Raw genomic sequence first — 15134 nt, 5'->3', positions numbered from 1 at the left:
GCCGGTGAACTCCAGTGGCGCTCCGGTCACTGTCCGTGGTGTACGGCATGATCGGGGCGTGACCCGACGTCTGATGCTCCTCGACACCGCCTCCCTCTACTTCCGCGCGTACTTCGGGGTCCCGGACTCCGTACGGGCCCCCGACGGGACCCCGGTCAACGCCGTGCGCGGGCTGCTCGACTTCATCGCCCGGCTGGTGCAGGACCACCGGCCCGACGACCTCGTGGCGTGCATGGACGCCGACTGGCGGCCGCAGTGGCGGGTGGACCTGATCCCCTCGTACAAGGCGCACCGGGTCGCCGTGGAGACGGCGGCCGGGCCCGACGAGGAGGAGATCCCGGACACCCTGGCCCCGCAGGTGCCGGTCATCGAGGCGGCGCTGGACGCCTTCGGGATCGCGCGGGTGGGGGTGGCGGGGTACGAGGCGGACGACGTCATCGGCACGCTGACGGCGCGGGCGGGCGGCCCGGTGGACATCGTCACCGGGGACCGCGACCTCTACCAGCTGGTGGACGACGCCCGGGGGCGGCGGGTGCTGTACCCGCTCAAGGGCGTGGGCACGCTCCAGGTGACGGACGAGGCGCTGCTGCGGGAGAAGTACGGCGTGGACGGGCCGGGGTACGCGGACCTGGCGCTGCTGCGCGGGGACCCCAGCGACGGGCTGCCCGGCGTACCGGGCATCGGCGAGAAGACGGCGGCGAAGCTGCTGGACGCGTACGGGGACCTGGCCGGGATCATGGCGGCGGTCGACGACCCGAAGTCGAAGCTGACCCCCACGCAGCGCAAGCGGCTGGACGAGTCCCGGCCGTACCTGGCGGTGGCGCCGAAGGTGGTGCGGGTGGCCTCCGACGTGCCGCTCCCGGCGTTCGACCCCGCGCTGCCGGGTGCGCCGGCGCACCCCGAAATGGTGGACGCGCTCGCCCGACGGTGGGGGCTGGGAGGGGCGGTTTCCCGTCTCAGCGGGTCACTTCGCGCGTGACGTGCTAGCTTAGGCTAACCTAAGTTTCAGGGGAGTCAGGGGATACGCCGTGGCCGAAGGACGCGCCCGTACAGTCGGAACCGCAGTCGTCATGCGCACCGAGCGGCTCACGCCGCACATGGTGCGGATCGTGCTGGGTGGTGACGGACTGGCCGGATTCGACGCGGGCGAGTTCACCGACCACTACGTGAAGCTGCTGTTCGCGCCGGAGGGCGTCGCCTATCCGCTGCCGTGGGACCTGGAGCAGATCCGGGCCACGTTCCCGCGGGAGCAGTGGCCGCGGCAGCGGGCGTACACGGTACGGCTGTGGGACCCGGCGCACCTGGAGCTGACGATCGACTTCGTCGTGCACGGCGACGAGGGCCTGGCCGGCCCCTGGGCGGCCCGCGCCCGGCCGGGCGAGCGGGTGCACTTCCTGGGCCCCGGCGGCGGGTACGCCCCGGACCCGGCGGCCGGCTGGCACCTGCTGGTGGGCGACGAGTCGGCGCTGCCGGCGATCGGCGCGGCGATGGAGCGGATGCCGGCGGGTGCCGACGTGTACGCCTTCGTCGAGGTCGACGGGCCGGACGACGAGCAGAAGATCGCGACCCCGGACGGGATCACCCCCGTATGGGTCCATCGCGGGCCCCGCCCGGTCGGCGAGGCCCTGGTCGAGGCGGTGACCTCGCTCGCGTTCCCGTCGAACGACGTCCACGCCTTCGTCCACGGCGAGGCCAGCTTCGTGAAGGACCTCCGCCGCTTCCTGCGCCTGGAGCACCAGGTGCCGCGCGAGCGGCTGTCGGTCTCGGGCTACTGGCGGCTGGGCGAGACGGACGAGGGCTGGCGGGCGATCAAGCGGGACTGGAACGCCCGCGTAGAGGCCGAACAGGAGTCCTGACGCCCCCGGCCCCGGCCCCACGGTGCACGGGTCCCTGACCCCACGGTGCGCCGAGCCCCGGGCCCGGCCGCCCTGGCCCTGCGGGGCTTTCCCCCACCCCGCCCCTTCCCGGACCCGGGGCTCCGCCCCGGACCCCATTGCGCTCAAACGCCGCGCGGGCTGACATACGCGCCCCCGGCCACCGACGGCGCGACGACCCACACGGGTGGTGCCGGCGGGAGCTGGGACGCGCCCGGCGGCCGCCGACGGCGCCCCGCCGCCCACTGGGGCCACCCGCACCCGACGGCGACCCGCACGGGTGGTGCGGGCGGGAACCCCGGCCCGCGCGCAGCGCGGGACGCACCCGCCCACCGCGGGCCCGCACCCGGCCAAGCGGCGCCGCACCACCGAGCCCCGCGGGCCAGAGCGCACCCGAGGCCGCCGACGGCGCCCCGCCGCCCACTGGGGCCACCCGCACCCGACGGCGACCCGCACGGGTGGTGCGGGCGGGAACCCCGGCCCGCGCGCAGCGCGGGACGCACCCGCCCACCGGGCCCGCACCCGGCCAAACGGCGCCGTGCCCCGCGGCCGAGCGCCCGCGCCCAGCGCAAACGCACGGCCCGCGTGACAATGGGCCCATGCATGCGCCACGCGCCCCGGTGGTCGCGGCCGCCGCCGGCCTCGTCGTCGCCCTCGCCGCCGGGCCGACCGCGGCCGCGCCCGGTCCGCCGCCGCCCCCGCGCCCCCAGATCACCGCCGAGGCGGTCCGGGCCGCGCTCGGCCGCCTCGACGCCACGGTCACCGACGCGATGCGCCGCACCGGCGTCCCCGGGGTCGCCGTCGCCGTGGTGCACCAGGACAAGGTCGTCCACCTCAAGGGCTACGGCGTACGGGAGACCGGCCAGGCCGCGGCCGTCGGCCCCGACACCGTCTTCCAGATCGCCTCCCTCTCCAAGCCCGTCGCCTCCACCGTCGTCGCCGGCACCCTCACCGACGCCGCCGGCTGGGACCGCCACACCGAGCTCCCCGGGTTCGCCCTGAAGGACCCCTGGGTCAGCGCCCACGTCACCACCGCCGACCTCTTCTCGCACCGCAGCGGCCTGCCCGACCACGCCGGCGACCTGCTCGAAGACCTCGGCTACGACCAGGCGTACATCCTCGACCACCTGCGCCTGGAACCCCTCGCCCCGTTCCGCGCCAGTTACGCCTACACCAACTTCGGCCTGACCGCCGCCGCCGAGGCCGTCGCCCGCGCCCGCGGCACCACCTGGGAGAAGCTCAGCCAGGACACCCTCTACAAGCCCGCCGGCATGACCCGTACCGCCACCACCTACCAGGCGTACGCCGACCGGCCCGACCGCGCCGTGACCCACATCCGGCGCGCCGACGGCAGCTGGGCGCCCGGCCCCGCCCGTGTCCCCGACGCCCAGGCCCCGGCCGGCGGGACCAGTTCCACCGCCCGCGACCTCGCCCGCTGGCTGCGGCTCCAGCTCGCCGACGGCGAGCTCGACGGCCGACGGATCATCGGCGCCGCGCCCCTCGCGCGGACCCACGTCCCCGAGATCGTCTCGCAGCCGCCCGCCACCCCCACCGCCCGCGCCGGCTTCTACGGACTCGGCTGGAACGTCTCCTACGACGACGCCGGCCGCCTGCGCCTGAGCCACTCCGGCGCCTTCGACCTCGGCGCCAACACCAACGTCACGATGCTTCCCCTCGAACAGCTCGGCATCGTCGTCCTCACCAACGGCCGGCCCGTCGGCCTGGCCGACGCCGTCGCCCTGGACTTCTTCGACACGGCCGAACACGGCAAGCCCACCACCGACTGGCTGACCCTGACCGCCGGGCTCTACGCCCAGCAGGACCGGGCGGCCCGCTCCCCCACCGACTACGCCCACCCGCCCGCCGGCGCCCGGCCGGCCCGCGCCGCCGACGCCTACACCGGGACGTACGACAACCCGTACTACGGCCCGCTGACGGTCACCGCCGACGACGGCGCGCTCACCCTCGCCCTCGGCCCGAAGCCGCTGCGCTTCCCCCTGACCCACTACGACGGCGACACCTTCAGCTTCGAGACCACCGGCGAGAACGCCGTCGGCCGCACCGGGGTGTTCTTCAAGGACGGCACGGTCCGCGTCGAGTACCTGGACGCCGACCGCCTCGGCACCTTCACCCGAAGCACCCGGTAGCCCCCGGCGCCTACCCTTGGCCTCGATGAGACGCCGCAGCCCCCGACCCGCCCCGCCCCTGCCGCAGCGCGACGGCATCGACCCCGTCCGGCTGCGCCAGCCGCCGCAGGCCTCGTACCGGACCGTCGGCGCGTTCCTGACCGCCCACTACGCGGGCGGCGCCGGGGCGGAGGCGGTCGCGCGGCTGCTCGCGGACGGCCGGGTGTACGCCTCCGACGGCCGGGCGGTGCGCGCCGGGGACCCGTACGAGCCGGGCGGCTCCCTCTGGTTCCACCGCGACCCCGTGCCCGAGACCCCCGTGCCGTTCCCGATCCGGGTCGTGCACCGCGACGAGCACCTCCTCGTCGTCGACAAACCGCACTTCCTGGCCACCACCCCGCGCGGCAGTCACGTCACCCAGACCGCCCTCGCCCGGCTGCGCCACGAGCTGGAGCTGCCCGAGCTCTCCCCCGCACACCGCCTGGACCGGCTCACCGCCGGTCTGGTGATGTTCAGCGTCCGCCCCGAGGACCGCGGCGCGTACCAGCTCCTCTTCCAGGCGCGGCGGGTGCACAAGGAGTACGAGGCGATCGCCGCCCACGACCCGGCCCTGGCCGCCACCCTGCCGCGTACGGTCCGCAGCCGGATCGTGAAGGTCCGCGGGGTGGTGGCGGCCGCCGAGGTCCCCGGCGAGCCGAACGCCGAGAGCCGCATCGAACTCCTCGACCACACCGACCGCCTGGGCCGCTACCGCCTCACCCCGCACACCGGCCGCACCCACCAGCTGCGCGTCCACATGAACAGCCTGGGCCTGCCGATCCTCGGCGACCCGGTCTACCCCGTGCTCACCGACCCGGCCCCGGACGACTACCGCCGCCCCTTGCAACTCCTCGCCCGGACCCTGTCCTTCACCGACCCGGTCACCGGAGCCGCACACCGCTTCGAGAGCGGGCTGAGGCTCCGGGCCTGGTACGACTACCCGGGCTGGGCGGCATAGCCCGGCCCCCTCGGTCCTCCTCCCCTCGCTCCCCCGCCCGCTCAGCGCAGCAGGCCGATCAGCGTGTCCGCGATCAGGACGGTCAGCGTGAGCGTCGCGCCGAACGCGATGCCCGCCCGCATCACTACGGCGGCCGGCGCGGCGCCGCCCGCCCGGGCGAGCAGCGCCGCGCCGATCGCGGTGAGGACGGCCGGCAGGAGCACGGCCCCGGCGACCAGCAGGGTCAGCGCGACGACGACGGAAACGGACATCTCGGTACCTCCGTGGGTTCGTTCGTTCTCGACGGGACGAAGATGGCGACTTCCGCGTACGGCGGGGTTCGGCGGACGAAAATGAACATCACTGAACGGGTGCGTGGGGGAGGGTGCATGCCGGAGACCGCCGAGGAGGCGCTGGCCGCGCTGCGGGACGTGCTGAACGAGGCGAAGGGGCGCACGGGGCTCGCGCGCAAGGAGCTGAAGGCCAGAACGGAGACCGCGGGAAATCCGGTGGGGCTGACGACGATCAGCCAGGCCCTCAACCCCGGCAACCCCGTCCCGACGTGGCGCACGGTGGCCGCCCTCGCCGGTGCCCTGCGCATCGACGCGGCCGGCCTCGACCACCTCCGGGAGCTGTGGTCGCGCGCGGAGGGCCGCCGCCCCGGTCAGGCCGCCGCACCCGACCCGACCGCCACGGTCGCGGAGTCGGGCCCCCGGCTGCTGGAGGTGCATCCGGCGCTCCTGCCGCGCGGGGCCGCCGCGGACGACCCGCCGCGGATCCCCTTCCTCACCCCGTACCTGCGCCGGCCCCACGACGACGAGCTGGAGCGGAGCCTGCGGCCGGCGCTGGACGGCACGGCGTCCGTGCTGGTCGTGCTCACCGGCGGCTCCTCCACCGGGAAGACCCGCGCCCTGTTCGAGGCCCTGGCCCGCCTGGCGCCGGCCCGCCCGCTGTGGCGCCCCGCGCACACCGCCGACCTGATGGGCCTGCTGGAGGCGGACGGACCGGGCCTCGGCCCCGGTGGTGTGCTGTGGCTCAACGAGGCGCAGCGCTTCTTCTACGGGGGCCGGGCCGAGGAAGCGGCTGCCGCCCTGCGCCGGCTGCTGCTCACCCGTACCGGGATCATCGCGGCCGGCACGCTGTGGACGGAGCCGTACTGGGAGGAGCTGGTCCGGCCCGCGGTGGCCGGGGATCCGCACAGCCAGGTCCGCGCGCTGCTCCAGTCCCCGGTCACCCGCAGGATCGCCGTCCCCGGTGAGCTGACGGACGCCGAGTCCGGCCGGTGGGAGGAGCTGGCGCGGTCCACGGGCGACACCCGGATGGCGGACGCGGTCCGGGCCGGGGCCGCCGACGGCAAGGTCGTCCAGCACCTCAGCGGGGGCCCGGAGCTGCTGGACGCCTATCTGATGGGCCCCGGCGGCCACTTCACGCACGCGGAGCACGCGCTGGTCACCGCGGCCGTGGTCGCGCGGGAGCTCGGCCACCGTACGGCGATCCCGCGGGCCCTGCTGGCCGAGGCCGCCGACGCCGCCCTGGCCCCGCGGCTGCGGCCCGCCGACGCCGACTGGGCGCGGGCCGCCCTGGACGCCCTCACCGCGGGCGTACGCCCGGACGGCCGGCGCACCGACATCCGCCACACCCTGACCGCGCTGGTGGCCGTCCGGTCCGCGGCCGGCACGGAACCGGCGTACGAACCGGCCGACTACCTCCACCAGGCCCTGCGCGCCCGGCGTGCCGTACCGCAGGCCTCGCCCGCGCTCTGGGAGGCCCTGACGCGGCACACCCGGGACCCGGACGGCCTGAACCTGCTCTCCCTCGCCGCGCAGAACCGCGACTTCGTCAAGCAGGCGGTGCTGCTGCTGCGGCGCGCGACGGTGGCCGGGCACCCCCGCGCAGGGCTCAGCCTGTTCTTCGTCGCGCCCGGTGCGGCATACGACGACCAGGACGTGGCGCGGTGGATCGCGGAGCACGCCGTCCTGGACGCACCGCGGTACGCCGCCGAGTGCTTCCGGGAGGTGCGCGAGTACGGCGATGACGGGGCCGCTGCGCGACTCGCCGAAAGGGCCGCCGCCGCGCTGGACGTCACCGACTCCGACGAACTGTGCGAGGTCCTGGACCTCTTCCTGGAAGCCGGACTCACCGCGTCGGCGGCCGCCCTGGCCGACCGCGCCCTGCCGGGCGCCGACCCGGGCTGCCCCGACTTCGCCCGGCTGCTCCTGCGCATCCGGCGGGCCACCGGCCACCCTCCGGCGGAGCTCGCCGACTGGGCCCGGGAGCTGGCCGGGCGGGTCCGGACGGCCGAGCCTCTCGTGGTGATGCTCCTGGTCGAGGAGTTGCGGGAGGCGGACCAGGGCGGGGCGGCGGCCGCTCTCGCCGACCGTGTCGTGGCCTCGGCGGACGTCGACGCCCCGGGGGCGGTCGCCGAGCTGATGCGCTCCGTGCGGGCTGCGGGGATGACGTCGGCGGCCCGGCACCTGGCCGTGCGGGCCGTACCGGCGGTGGAGCTGACCGACCCCGCCGAGGTCGGGGCGCTCCTGGACCAGCTGGCGGCCGCCGGACTGGCCGACGGCGTACGCGATCTGCTGGCGCGCGACCCCGTGGAGCAGGCCGTCGCCGGACGGGCCCACGGTGTGGTGTTGCTCCTGTGGGCCCTGCGACGGCTGGGGCAGGACGGGCCCGCGGGCCGGCTGATCGACCGCACCGCTGCCGAGCTCGACCTGACCGACCCGGGGTACGCGGCCTACCTCATCGAGCAGCTGCCGCTGCTCGGCAGACAGGCGCTGGTGCCCGAACTCGCCGGGCGCGCGGCGCGGGAGACCTTCGTCCGCGAGGTGTCCGGACTCGGCTTCCTGCTCCGCACCCTGCGCTCCCTGGGCCGGACGGACGAGGTCGCGGAGCTGTCCCGGCGCGCCGTCGACGCGGCCCGTCCCGGCTGGACGGTGGACACGAACATCAGCATGCCCGGGTCGTCGAACCTGGAGCCGGACGTCGCGGGACTGCTGCTCCTCCTGCGGGAAGTGGGACACGACGACCTGGCCGAGCGCCTGATCGACAAGGCCTCCCGCAGCGACGTCCTGGCGCGGTGCGGGCCCGACTCCGTGGACCGGCTCCTGCGGTCCCTGCGCGAGGCGGGCGAGTCGGCGGCCGCCGACCGCGTCGCCCGGGCGGCCCCCGCCCCGGCCCCGGAGCACCAGGACGCGGACCCGCCGCACCGGCGGTCGCCCTACGGTCTGGAGACGGACGGCTCGCCCGCCCGGCCCTGGACGTGGCAGGACCTCGACGCGCCGCGCACCGTACCGGCGCCCCGCCGCCACCTCGGCGGCGGGGACCGCCCCCCGATCGAGGCCGGCCCGTGGAGCGGCTGGGACAGGTACCACGACAACTGAGGGCCCCGCCCGATGAACCGCTACGGGCGCCAGATGAACCGCTACGGCGCCCGATGACCCGCTACGGGCACCCGGTGACCCGCTACGGCGCCCGGTGGCGCCGGATGCCCGCGATGCGCAGGGCCGCGTCCGCCGTGGCCTGCGCGAAGGCCTCCACCGGACGGTGCGGGTCCGAGCGGTGGATCAGCATCACGCCCTCGATCAGCCCGAAGACCAGGTCGGTGCGCAGCGACAACCCGGCCGGGTTGCCGGCCAGTTCGGCGGCGGCCGAGGTGCCCGCCAGCAACGTGCGGTAGGCGTCCTTCAGTTCGCCGCGCATCCGGCGGAAGCGGGCGAAGCGCTCACCGGCGATCTCGGGCAACAGGTAGAGCCCGCCGAGGTTGTACGGGCCGGAGCACAGCAGATGGACGTCCGAGCGGCACAGCTCCCACAGCCGCGCCTCGGGCGGGCGCCCGGCGTCGGCGAGCAGCCGCCGCGCCAGGGCCAGCGAGGGGGCGACCGTGGACTCCAGGAGTTCGGCGAGGAGTTGTTCCTTGCCTCCGAAGTAGTGGTACATCGTGGCCTGGCGCATTCCCGCCCGTTCGGCCACCGCCCGGGTGGTGGTGGCCGCGTACCCGCGATCGGCGAACAACTCCGCCGCCGCGCAGAGGAGTTCCTCGCGCGGCGGACGCCCGCTCTGCTGTCTGTGCCCGTCGGCACGCGGGCGTCCGACCCGTCTACCTGGCCCGTTCATGCGCCGATCGTCGCACAACAGGCCGAGAACCGATCATGGCAAGAGATGAGATCCGGCCATGGTCCCCTTCGGAGGAAGGCCCAAAAACGGCTATCCGACCGAGCTGTAGGCCACTACACCCCGCAACAGCGCGTCCACGGCCTTGCGTGCGTTACGGGCCACCGTGGAGCCGCTCTCACCGCCCGCCGGAGCGGCCGCCGCGATCTGCCCGAGCACGTCGATGACCTGCTTGCACCAGCGCACGAAGTCACCGGCCGGCATCTCCGCCTCGCGCAGCACCTCGTCCAGGCTCTTGTCGGAGGCCCACTGGTAGGCCGCCCACGCGAAGCCGAGGTCCGGCTCGCGCTGGCCCACGCCCTCCGTCTGGTTGATGCGGTGCTCCTCCTCCAGCGCGTCGAGGCGGCCCCAGATGTGGACCATCTCGCCGAGCGCCGCCTTCGCCGCGCCGCCGGGCACCTTGGGCGCCACCGCGTCGTCGGACTGGCGGGCCTCGAAGACCAGCGCCGAGACGCAGGCGGCGAGCTCGGCCGGGCTCAGGCCCTCCCACACGCCCGCCCGCAGGCACTCGGAGGCCAGCAGGTCGAGTTCGCCGTACAGGCGGGCGAGCCGCCTGCCGTGCTCGGTGACCTCGTCCTCGCGCAGGTAGTCCAGCTCGGTCAGCAGCGCGTGGATCCGGTCGAAGGTGCGGGCGATGGTGTTCGTCCGGCCCTCGATCCGCCGCTCCAGCTGCTTGGTGTCGCGCTGGAGGCGGTGGTAGCGCTCCGCCCAGCGGGCATGGTCCTCGCGCTCGTCGCAGCCGTGGCAGGGGTGCTGGCGCAGCTCGGCGCGCAGCCTGGCGATCTCGCGGTCGTCGGCGGCCGCCGCCCGGCCGGGCCGGTGCCGGTCGGGCACGATGTGCCCGGCCTTGGTGCGCAGCGCGGACGCCAGGTCCCGGCGGGACTGCGGCGAGCGCGGGTTGAAGGACTTGGGGATCCGCATCCGCTCGAGCGGCTCCACCGGGACGGGGAAGTCGATCGCGGCGAGCCGCTTGACCTGCCGCTCGACGGTCAGCACCAGCGGGCGCGGGCCCTCGTGGTACTCGTGGCCGCGGTGCCCGTTGACCCGCCCGCCCGGCACACCCGGATCCAGGACCAGGGCCAGGCCTGCGAACTTGCCGGTGGGCACGTGGATGACGTCGCCGGGCTTGAGCCGCTCCAGCGAGCTCGCCGCCTGCGCCCGGCGCTGGGCCGCGCCCTGCTTGGCCAGCTCCGTCTCGCGGTCCTTCAGGTCGCGGCGCAGCCGCGCGTACGCCTCGAAGTCGCCCAGGTGGCAGGTCATGCCCTCGCGGTAGCCGGCCAGGCCCTCCTCGTTGCGCTGGACCTGGCGGGAGATCCCGACGACCGAGCGGTCCGCCTGGAACTGGGCGAAGGAGGTCTCCAGCAGCTCGCGCGAGCGGTGCCGGCCGAACTGCTGCACCAGGTTGACCGCCATGTTGTACGACGGCTTGAAGCTGGAGCGCAGCGGGTACGTGCGCGTGCCGGCCAGGCCGGCGAGCGCGCCCGGGTCCATGCCGCGCTGCCACAGCACCACCGCGTGGCCCTCGACGTCGATGCCGCGCCGCCCGGCACGGCCGGTGAGCTGGGTGTACTCGCCGGGGGTGATGTCGGCGTGCTGCTCGCCGTTCCACTTGACGAGCTTCTCCAGGATCACCGTGCGCGCGGGCATGTTGATGCCCAGCGCCAGGGTCTCGGTGGCGAAGACGGCCTTGACCAGGCCGCGCACGAAGAGCTCCTCCACGACCTCCTTGAAGGTCGGCAGCATGCCGGCGTGGTGCGCGGCGATGCCCCGCTCCAGGCCCTCCAGCCACTCGTAGTAGCCGAGCACGTGCAGGTCCTCGGCCGGGATGGCGGCCGTGCGCTCCTCGACGATGCCGCGCACCGTCAGGCGCGCCTCCTCGTTGTTCAGGCGCAGCCCGGCGTACAGGCACTGCTGGACGGCGGCCTCGCAGCCGGCCCGGCTGAAGATGAAGGTGATGGCCGGGAGCAGGCCCTCGTTGTCGAGGCGCTCGATGACCTCGGGGCGGCCCGGGGTCCAGATCCGGCCCCGGGAGCGGCGCTCACGCTCGCGGTCGGCCTCGCGGACCATCTTGCCGCGGCGCCGGTCGCGCGGGTTGTACGTCCGGCTGTTCTCCTCGCGGGCCATGCGCAGCAGGTCGGGGTTGACCTCGCGGCGGGCGGAGCCGCGGCCGCCGTGGTCGCTCTCCTCCTCGAAGAGGTCGTAGATCCGGCGGCCGGCCATGACGTGCTGCCACAGCGGGACGGGCCGCTCCTCGGAGACGATCACTTCGGTGTCGCCACGCACGGTGTCCAGCCAGTCACCGAACTCCTCCGCGTTGGAGACGGTGGCCGACAGGGAGACCAGGGTCACCGACTCGGGGAGGTGGATGATCACTTCCTCCCAGACGGCGCCGCGGAAGCGGTCGGAGAGGTAGTGCACCTCGTCCATCACGACGTAGCCGAGGCCGAGGAGCGACTGGGAGCCCGCGTAGAGCATGTTGCGGAGCACCTCGGTGGTCATCACGACCACCGGCGCCTCGGAGTTGACGCTGTTGTCACCGGTCAGCAGGCCCACCTTGTCGGCGCCGTAGCGCTTGACGAGGTCGGCGTACTTCTGGTTCGACAGGGCCTTGATGGGCGTGGTGTAGAAGCACTTGCGGCCCTGCCGCAGGGCCAGGTGTACGGCGAATTCGCCGACGATGGTCTTGCCGGATCCGGTGGGGGCGGCCACGAGCACGCCCTTGCCGGCCTCCAGGGCCTGGCAGGCTTCGATCTGGAAAGGATCCAGTCCGAATTCGTACATCTCGCGGAAGGGGGCCAGCGCGGTGGCCTCCTCGGCGGCGCGGATCCGGGCAGCGGCGTAGCGCTCGGCGGGAGAGAGGTCCTCGGTCATCTTGACTTGAGCCTACCCGCCACCTGTGACAACAGGCGCGACGTTTACGGCAGGGGCCGCGGAACCCCCGGCGAGGGGCCGCACAACCCCGGCGCGGGGCCACGGAACGCCCGGCGGGAGCCGCGGAACGCCGGCGCGAAGCTGCCCGGAACGCGCGGAAGCGGCCGGTGCGCGCTGTACGCGCCCCGGCCGCTTCCGGCGGCGGGATGGGCGGGCGGCGGACCTCAGGTCGCGTCGTCGTAGCCGTTGATCCGGCGGCGGTCGCCGTCGGCCTGCTCGGGCAGGGCCGCGGGGGCGGCCACCGGCTCGGTCGCGCCGAGCGCGGCCGGGGTCAGGTCCAGCTGCGAGGCCTCGTCGTCGTCGAGGCCGGCGTCCGGGTCCCTGCGCTTGCGCCTGCGGTCGTTGACCAGGCAGATCCCGAGCGCGATGAAGTAGAGGGCCACGATGGGCAGGGCCAGCGCCAGCATGGTCGGCGGGTCACCGGTGGGGGTGGCGAAGGCCGAGAAGACCGTGATGCCGAGGACGAAGCCCCGCCACCAGCCGGCCAGCCGCTTCGCGGTGAGCACCCCGGTGAAGTTCAGCAGGACCAGCAGCAGGGGCAGCTCGAAGGCGAGCCCGAAGACGATCACCATGCGGGTGACCAGGTCGAGGTAGTCGTCGACCGGAAGCAGGTTGCGTACGTTGTCGGGCGTGAACTCGAGCAGGATCTGCGCGGTCTGCGGGAGGATCTTGTACGCGAGGACCGCGCCGGACAGGAAGAGCGGGGCGCCCACCGCGACGAAGGTCAGCGCGTACTTCTTCTCGTGCCGGTGCAGGCCGGGGGCCGCGAAGGCCCAGACCTGGTAGAGCCAGATCGGGGTGGCCAGCACGACGCCCGCCGTGAGGCCGACCTTGAGCGCGATGGAGAACGGCGCGATCAGACCGTTGGCGGTCATGTCCGCGCAGGGGCGGCCGTTGCGCTGGGTCACCACACCGTCGAGGCAGCCCACCGAGCTGAGCATCGGTTCCAGCAGGAACGCGATGATCGGGCGGAAGTTGTACGCGGCGATGATGGTGATCACGAGGATCGCCAGTACCGACTTCAGCAGGCGGTTCCGCAGCTCACGCAGGTGCTCCACAAGAGGCATCCGCCCTTCGGCGTCCTTCTCCTGCTTGCCTTGGTTCCCCTGCTTACGGGCAGACTTGAGCAACCCACGTCCCTTGTCTCGTTGCAGATGACTGGCGTGACCGGCGATCAGCCCTGGGCGGTGCGGTTCGGCTCGTTGACGGGCCGGGAGCTGGTGACGTCACCCGGCGCGGCCTGGATGGTGCGGGGGGCTGTCTGCTGCTGCGGGGCGGTGGTGTCGGCTGCCGGGGCGGCCGGCGCGGCGTCGGCCTCGCCGTCCTTCTTCATCGCCTTGGCCTCGCTCTTGAGGATGCGGGCCGACTTGCCGAGGCTGCGGGCCATCTCGGGGAGCTTCTTGGCGCCGAACAGCAGCACGATCACGGCGATGATCAGGAGGATCTCAAGAGGCTTCAGATTGCCGATCATGTGTGACTTCCTTCTCACCGAAACGGCTGGGTGTGGTGGCGGGCAGCCCGGGACGGCCCGGAATGCTCTCTGGCAAGGATCGTAACCCCCAGGGGTTAACGCCCGGCAATCCCCCGGGGTACCCCCGCTTGCGCCGCCAGATCGGCCGCGGCCTGCTCCAGTTCCCCCGCGGCGCCGGAGATCCGGCGCCCGGCACGGTCCACCTCCCGGGCCAGCCGCCGGGCCTGGAGGCCCACCCGGACGGCGAGCACTCCGAGGACGGACAGACCGGTGAAACCCAGGGCAATCGCGAGCATCGGCCACAGCATGCCCCGAGCCTAGCGGGTGCCCTCACACGCTCCGCAGGGTACTCACCCCACCGCCGGTCAGCAGCTCGACGATGCGCTCACCGGCGGGTTTGCGGACCGACGCGCCGCACTCGGGGCAGGTGAACGAGTAGAAGGTGGCCTTCCGGGTCCCGCCGATGGCCAGGCGCAGCGCGCCGGCCGCCAGCTCGCAGCGGGCCCGGCAGTCGGGACAGGCCGCCTTGAAGGTGACCGGCCCCCGGCCCCCCGAGCGGCCAGACAACGCAGACATTCCAGACATCGCTCGGCGATCCCCCTCAGTCCTGTTCCCCATACCCCGCGAGTGCGTCACGAGCCGCCTGCCGGGCGCTCTCCGCCAGCTCTCGAGGCTCCACGATCCGTCCGTCCCGCCCCAGCCTCAGCCCCAGCCGCCGCAGACTCGCCGGATCCGGGGTGCGCAGCGTGATCCGAAGACCGCCGTCGGGGAGCTCGCGCGCGCTGTCGTGCGGGTAGTACTCGGCGACCCAACGCCCGCCGGGGCCGACCTCGACCACCACCTCCGGGTCCTCGGCGGCCGGCTGCACCAGCCCCTCGGACAGGTCCCGCGGCTCGATCGCCGGCGGCTCCGCCCGCTCGTCCAGCAGCCGGATCTCGGCCACCCGGTCCAGCCGGAAGGTGCGCCGCGCCTCGGAGAGGTGGCACCACCCCTCCAGGTAGGTGTGCCCCACGGCGAACAGCCGGATCGGGTCGACCGTGCGCTCGGTCAGCTCGTCCCGGGCCGGCGAGTAGTAGCGCAGCCACAGCCGCCGCCGCTCCGAGATCGCCCGGTCGACGTCGGCGAAGACCCCGCCCTCCGACTCGAACGTCACCGACAGCCGCGCGCTCGCCCCGGCCGCCTCGCCCGCGGCCGCCTCCAGCTTCGCGGTGGCCCGCAGCAGCGCGTCCCGGTCGCTCTCGCGCAGCCCCGGCAGGGTCGCCACCGCGCGGGCCGCCACCAGCAGCGCGGTCGCCTCGTCGGCGGCCAGCCGCAGCGGCTCCGCCGTGGACTCCCCCGACGCGTCCGGATTGCGCCACCAGATGCGCTCACCGTCGGTGTCGATGTCGAGCAGGTCCCCGCCCCGGAAGGACGTCCCGCACATCGGCAGCACGTCCAGGTCCGAGATCAGCTCGTCCTCGGTGATCCCGAAGGCACGCGCCACATCGGCGATGTGCGCCCCGGGGCGCTCGCGCAGATACGTCACCAGGGACAGCATCCGGCGGGTCTGGTCAATGGCGTTCGCAGCCATGCTGGTACGC

13 protein-coding genes are annotated in these 15134 nt (G+C 74.4%); 5 read left to right on the top strand and 8 right to left on the bottom strand.

Annotation, left to right across the window (positions count from 1 at the left end; all coding sequences use genetic code 11):
• Positions 1 to 73: 73 nt before the first annotated feature.
• The 4 genes from ACIPXB_RS14625 to ACIPXB_RS14610 all read left to right on the top strand — a co-directional run bounded on the left by ACIPXB_RS14625 (position 74) and on the right by ACIPXB_RS14610 (position 4997).
• Complete coding sequence (locus ACIPXB_RS14625) at positions 74 to 979, top strand: 5'-3' exonuclease H3TH domain-containing protein (RefSeq protein WP_401449602.1); 906 nt, start codon at positions 74 to 76, stop codon at positions 977 to 979.
• Positions 980 to 1070: 91 nt separating this feature from the next.
• Positions 1071 to 1856 carry a siderophore-interacting protein gene (locus tag ACIPXB_RS14620; RefSeq protein ID WP_401449028.1) on the top strand — a complete coding sequence of 262 codons (786 nt, stop codon included), beginning with the start codon at positions 1071 to 1073 and terminating at the stop codon, positions 1854 to 1856.
• Between the two features lie 617 nt (positions 1857 to 2473).
• Positions 2474 to 4021: a serine hydrolase gene (locus ACIPXB_RS14615; protein WP_401449025.1), complete on the top strand. Its 1548-nt coding sequence runs from the start codon at positions 2474 to 2476 to the stop codon at positions 4019 to 4021.
• A 25-nt stretch (positions 4022 to 4046) separates the two neighbouring features.
• Positions 4047 to 4997 carry an RluA family pseudouridine synthase gene (locus ACIPXB_RS14610; RefSeq protein WP_401449023.1) on the top strand — a complete coding sequence of 317 codons (951 nt, stop codon included), beginning with the start codon at positions 4047 to 4049 and terminating at the stop codon, positions 4995 to 4997.
• A gap of 41 nt (positions 4998 to 5038) precedes the next feature.
• Here the strand turns inward: ACIPXB_RS14610 and ACIPXB_RS14605 are convergent, their stop codons facing one another.
• Entirely contained in the window at positions 5039 to 5248 is a 210-nt protein-coding gene (locus ACIPXB_RS14605; protein ID WP_401449020.1) for a hypothetical protein, read from the bottom strand.
• 117 nt (positions 5249 to 5365) lie between these two features.
• Between ACIPXB_RS14605 and ACIPXB_RS14600 the strand changes: the two genes are divergently transcribed.
• Positions 5366 to 8362 carry a hypothetical protein gene (locus tag ACIPXB_RS14600; protein WP_401449017.1) on the top strand — a complete coding sequence of 999 codons (2997 nt, stop codon included), beginning with the start codon at positions 5366 to 5368 and terminating at the stop codon, positions 8360 to 8362.
• An 82-nt stretch (positions 8363 to 8444) separates the two neighbouring features.
• Here the strand turns inward: ACIPXB_RS14600 and ACIPXB_RS14595 are convergent, their stop codons facing one another.
• The 7 genes from ACIPXB_RS14595 to ACIPXB_RS14565 all read right to left on the bottom strand — a co-directional run bounded on the left by ACIPXB_RS14595 (position 8445) and on the right by ACIPXB_RS14565 (position 15124).
• Complete coding sequence (locus tag ACIPXB_RS14595) at positions 8445 to 9095, bottom strand: TetR/AcrR family transcriptional regulator (RefSeq protein ID WP_401449015.1); 651 nt, start codon at positions 9093 to 9095, stop codon at positions 8445 to 8447.
• A gap of 90 nt (positions 9096 to 9185) precedes the next feature.
• Complete coding sequence (locus ACIPXB_RS14590; RefSeq protein WP_401449012.1) at positions 9186 to 12023, bottom strand: DEAD/DEAH box helicase; 2838 nt, start codon at positions 12021 to 12023, stop codon at positions 9186 to 9188.
• A 224-nt stretch (positions 12024 to 12247) separates the two neighbouring features.
• A complete protein-coding gene (gene tatC, locus ACIPXB_RS14585) occupies positions 12248 to 13213 on the bottom strand; it encodes a twin-arginine translocase subunit TatC (protein WP_401449009.1) in 966 nt (321 codons plus the stop codon).
• 44 nt (positions 13214 to 13257) lie between these two features.
• Complete coding sequence (gene tatA / locus ACIPXB_RS14580; protein WP_401449006.1) at positions 13258 to 13554, bottom strand: Sec-independent protein translocase subunit TatA; 297 nt, start codon at positions 13552 to 13554, stop codon at positions 13258 to 13260.
• 95 nt (positions 13555 to 13649) lie between these two features.
• On the bottom strand, positions 13650 to 13850 hold the full coding sequence (locus ACIPXB_RS14575; RefSeq protein WP_401449004.1) for a hypothetical protein: 201 nt from the start codon (positions 13848 to 13850) through the stop codon (positions 13650 to 13652).
• Between the two features lie 34 nt (positions 13851 to 13884).
• Positions 13885 to 14130, bottom strand: a complete 246-nt coding sequence (locus ACIPXB_RS14570; protein ID WP_401449001.1) for a hypothetical protein — start codon at positions 14128 to 14130, stop codon at positions 13885 to 13887.
• A 25-nt stretch (positions 14131 to 14155) separates the two neighbouring features.
• Entirely contained in the window at positions 14156 to 15124 is a 969-nt protein-coding gene (locus ACIPXB_RS14565) for a helix-turn-helix transcriptional regulator (RefSeq protein WP_401448998.1), read from the bottom strand.
• Positions 15125 to 15134: the final 10 nt, after the last annotated feature.

The organism is Streptomyces sp. NPDC090022 (assembly GCF_044748145.1).
Classification (GTDB): domain Bacteria; phylum Actinomycetota; class Actinomycetes; order Streptomycetales; family Streptomycetaceae; genus Streptomyces.
This window is presented reverse-complemented; position numbering and strand designations above follow the sequence as displayed.

Bases quoted from the DNA above. Each gene is read 5' to 3' on its own strand.
- tatA (WP_401449006.1), bottom strand. From the start codon at position 13,554: ATGATCGGCAATCTGAAGCCTCTTGAGATCCTCCTGATCATCGCCGTG.
- ACIPXB_RS14600 (WP_401449017.1), top strand. From the start codon at position 5,366: ATGCCGGAGACCGCCGAGGAGGCGCTGGCCGCGCTGCGGGACGTGCTG.
- ACIPXB_RS14590 (WP_401449012.1), bottom strand. From the start codon at position 12,023: ATGACCGAGGACCTCTCTCCCGCCGAGCGCTACGCCGCTGCCCGGATC.
- ACIPXB_RS14615 (WP_401449025.1), top strand. From the start codon at position 2,474: ATGCATGCGCCACGCGCCCCGGTGGTCGCGGCCGCCGCCGGCCTCGTC.
- ACIPXB_RS14575 (WP_401449004.1), bottom strand. From the start codon at position 13,850: ATGCTCGCGATTGCCCTGGGTTTCACCGGTCTGTCCGTCCTCGGAGTG.
- ACIPXB_RS14565 (WP_401448998.1), bottom strand. From the start codon at position 15,124: ATGGCTGCGAACGCCATTGACCAGACCCGCCGGATGCTGTCCCTGGTG.
- ACIPXB_RS14610 (WP_401449023.1), top strand. From the start codon at position 4,047: ATGAGACGCCGCAGCCCCCGACCCGCCCCGCCCCTGCCGCAGCGCGAC.
- ACIPXB_RS14595 (WP_401449015.1), bottom strand. From the start codon at position 9,095: ATGAACGGGCCAGGTAGACGGGTCGGACGCCCGCGTGCCGACGGGCAC.
- ACIPXB_RS14620 (WP_401449028.1), top strand. From the start codon at position 1,071: ATGCGCACCGAGCGGCTCACGCCGCACATGGTGCGGATCGTGCTGGGT.
- ACIPXB_RS14605 (WP_401449020.1), bottom strand. From the start codon at position 5,248: ATGTCCGTTTCCGTCGTCGTCGCGCTGACCCTGCTGGTCGCCGGGGCC.
- ACIPXB_RS14570 (WP_401449001.1), bottom strand. From the start codon at position 14,130: ATGTCTGCGTTGTCTGGCCGCTCGGGGGGCCGGGGGCCGGTCACCTTC.
- ACIPXB_RS14625 (WP_401449602.1), top strand. From the start codon at position 74: ATGCTCCTCGACACCGCCTCCCTCTACTTCCGCGCGTACTTCGGGGTC.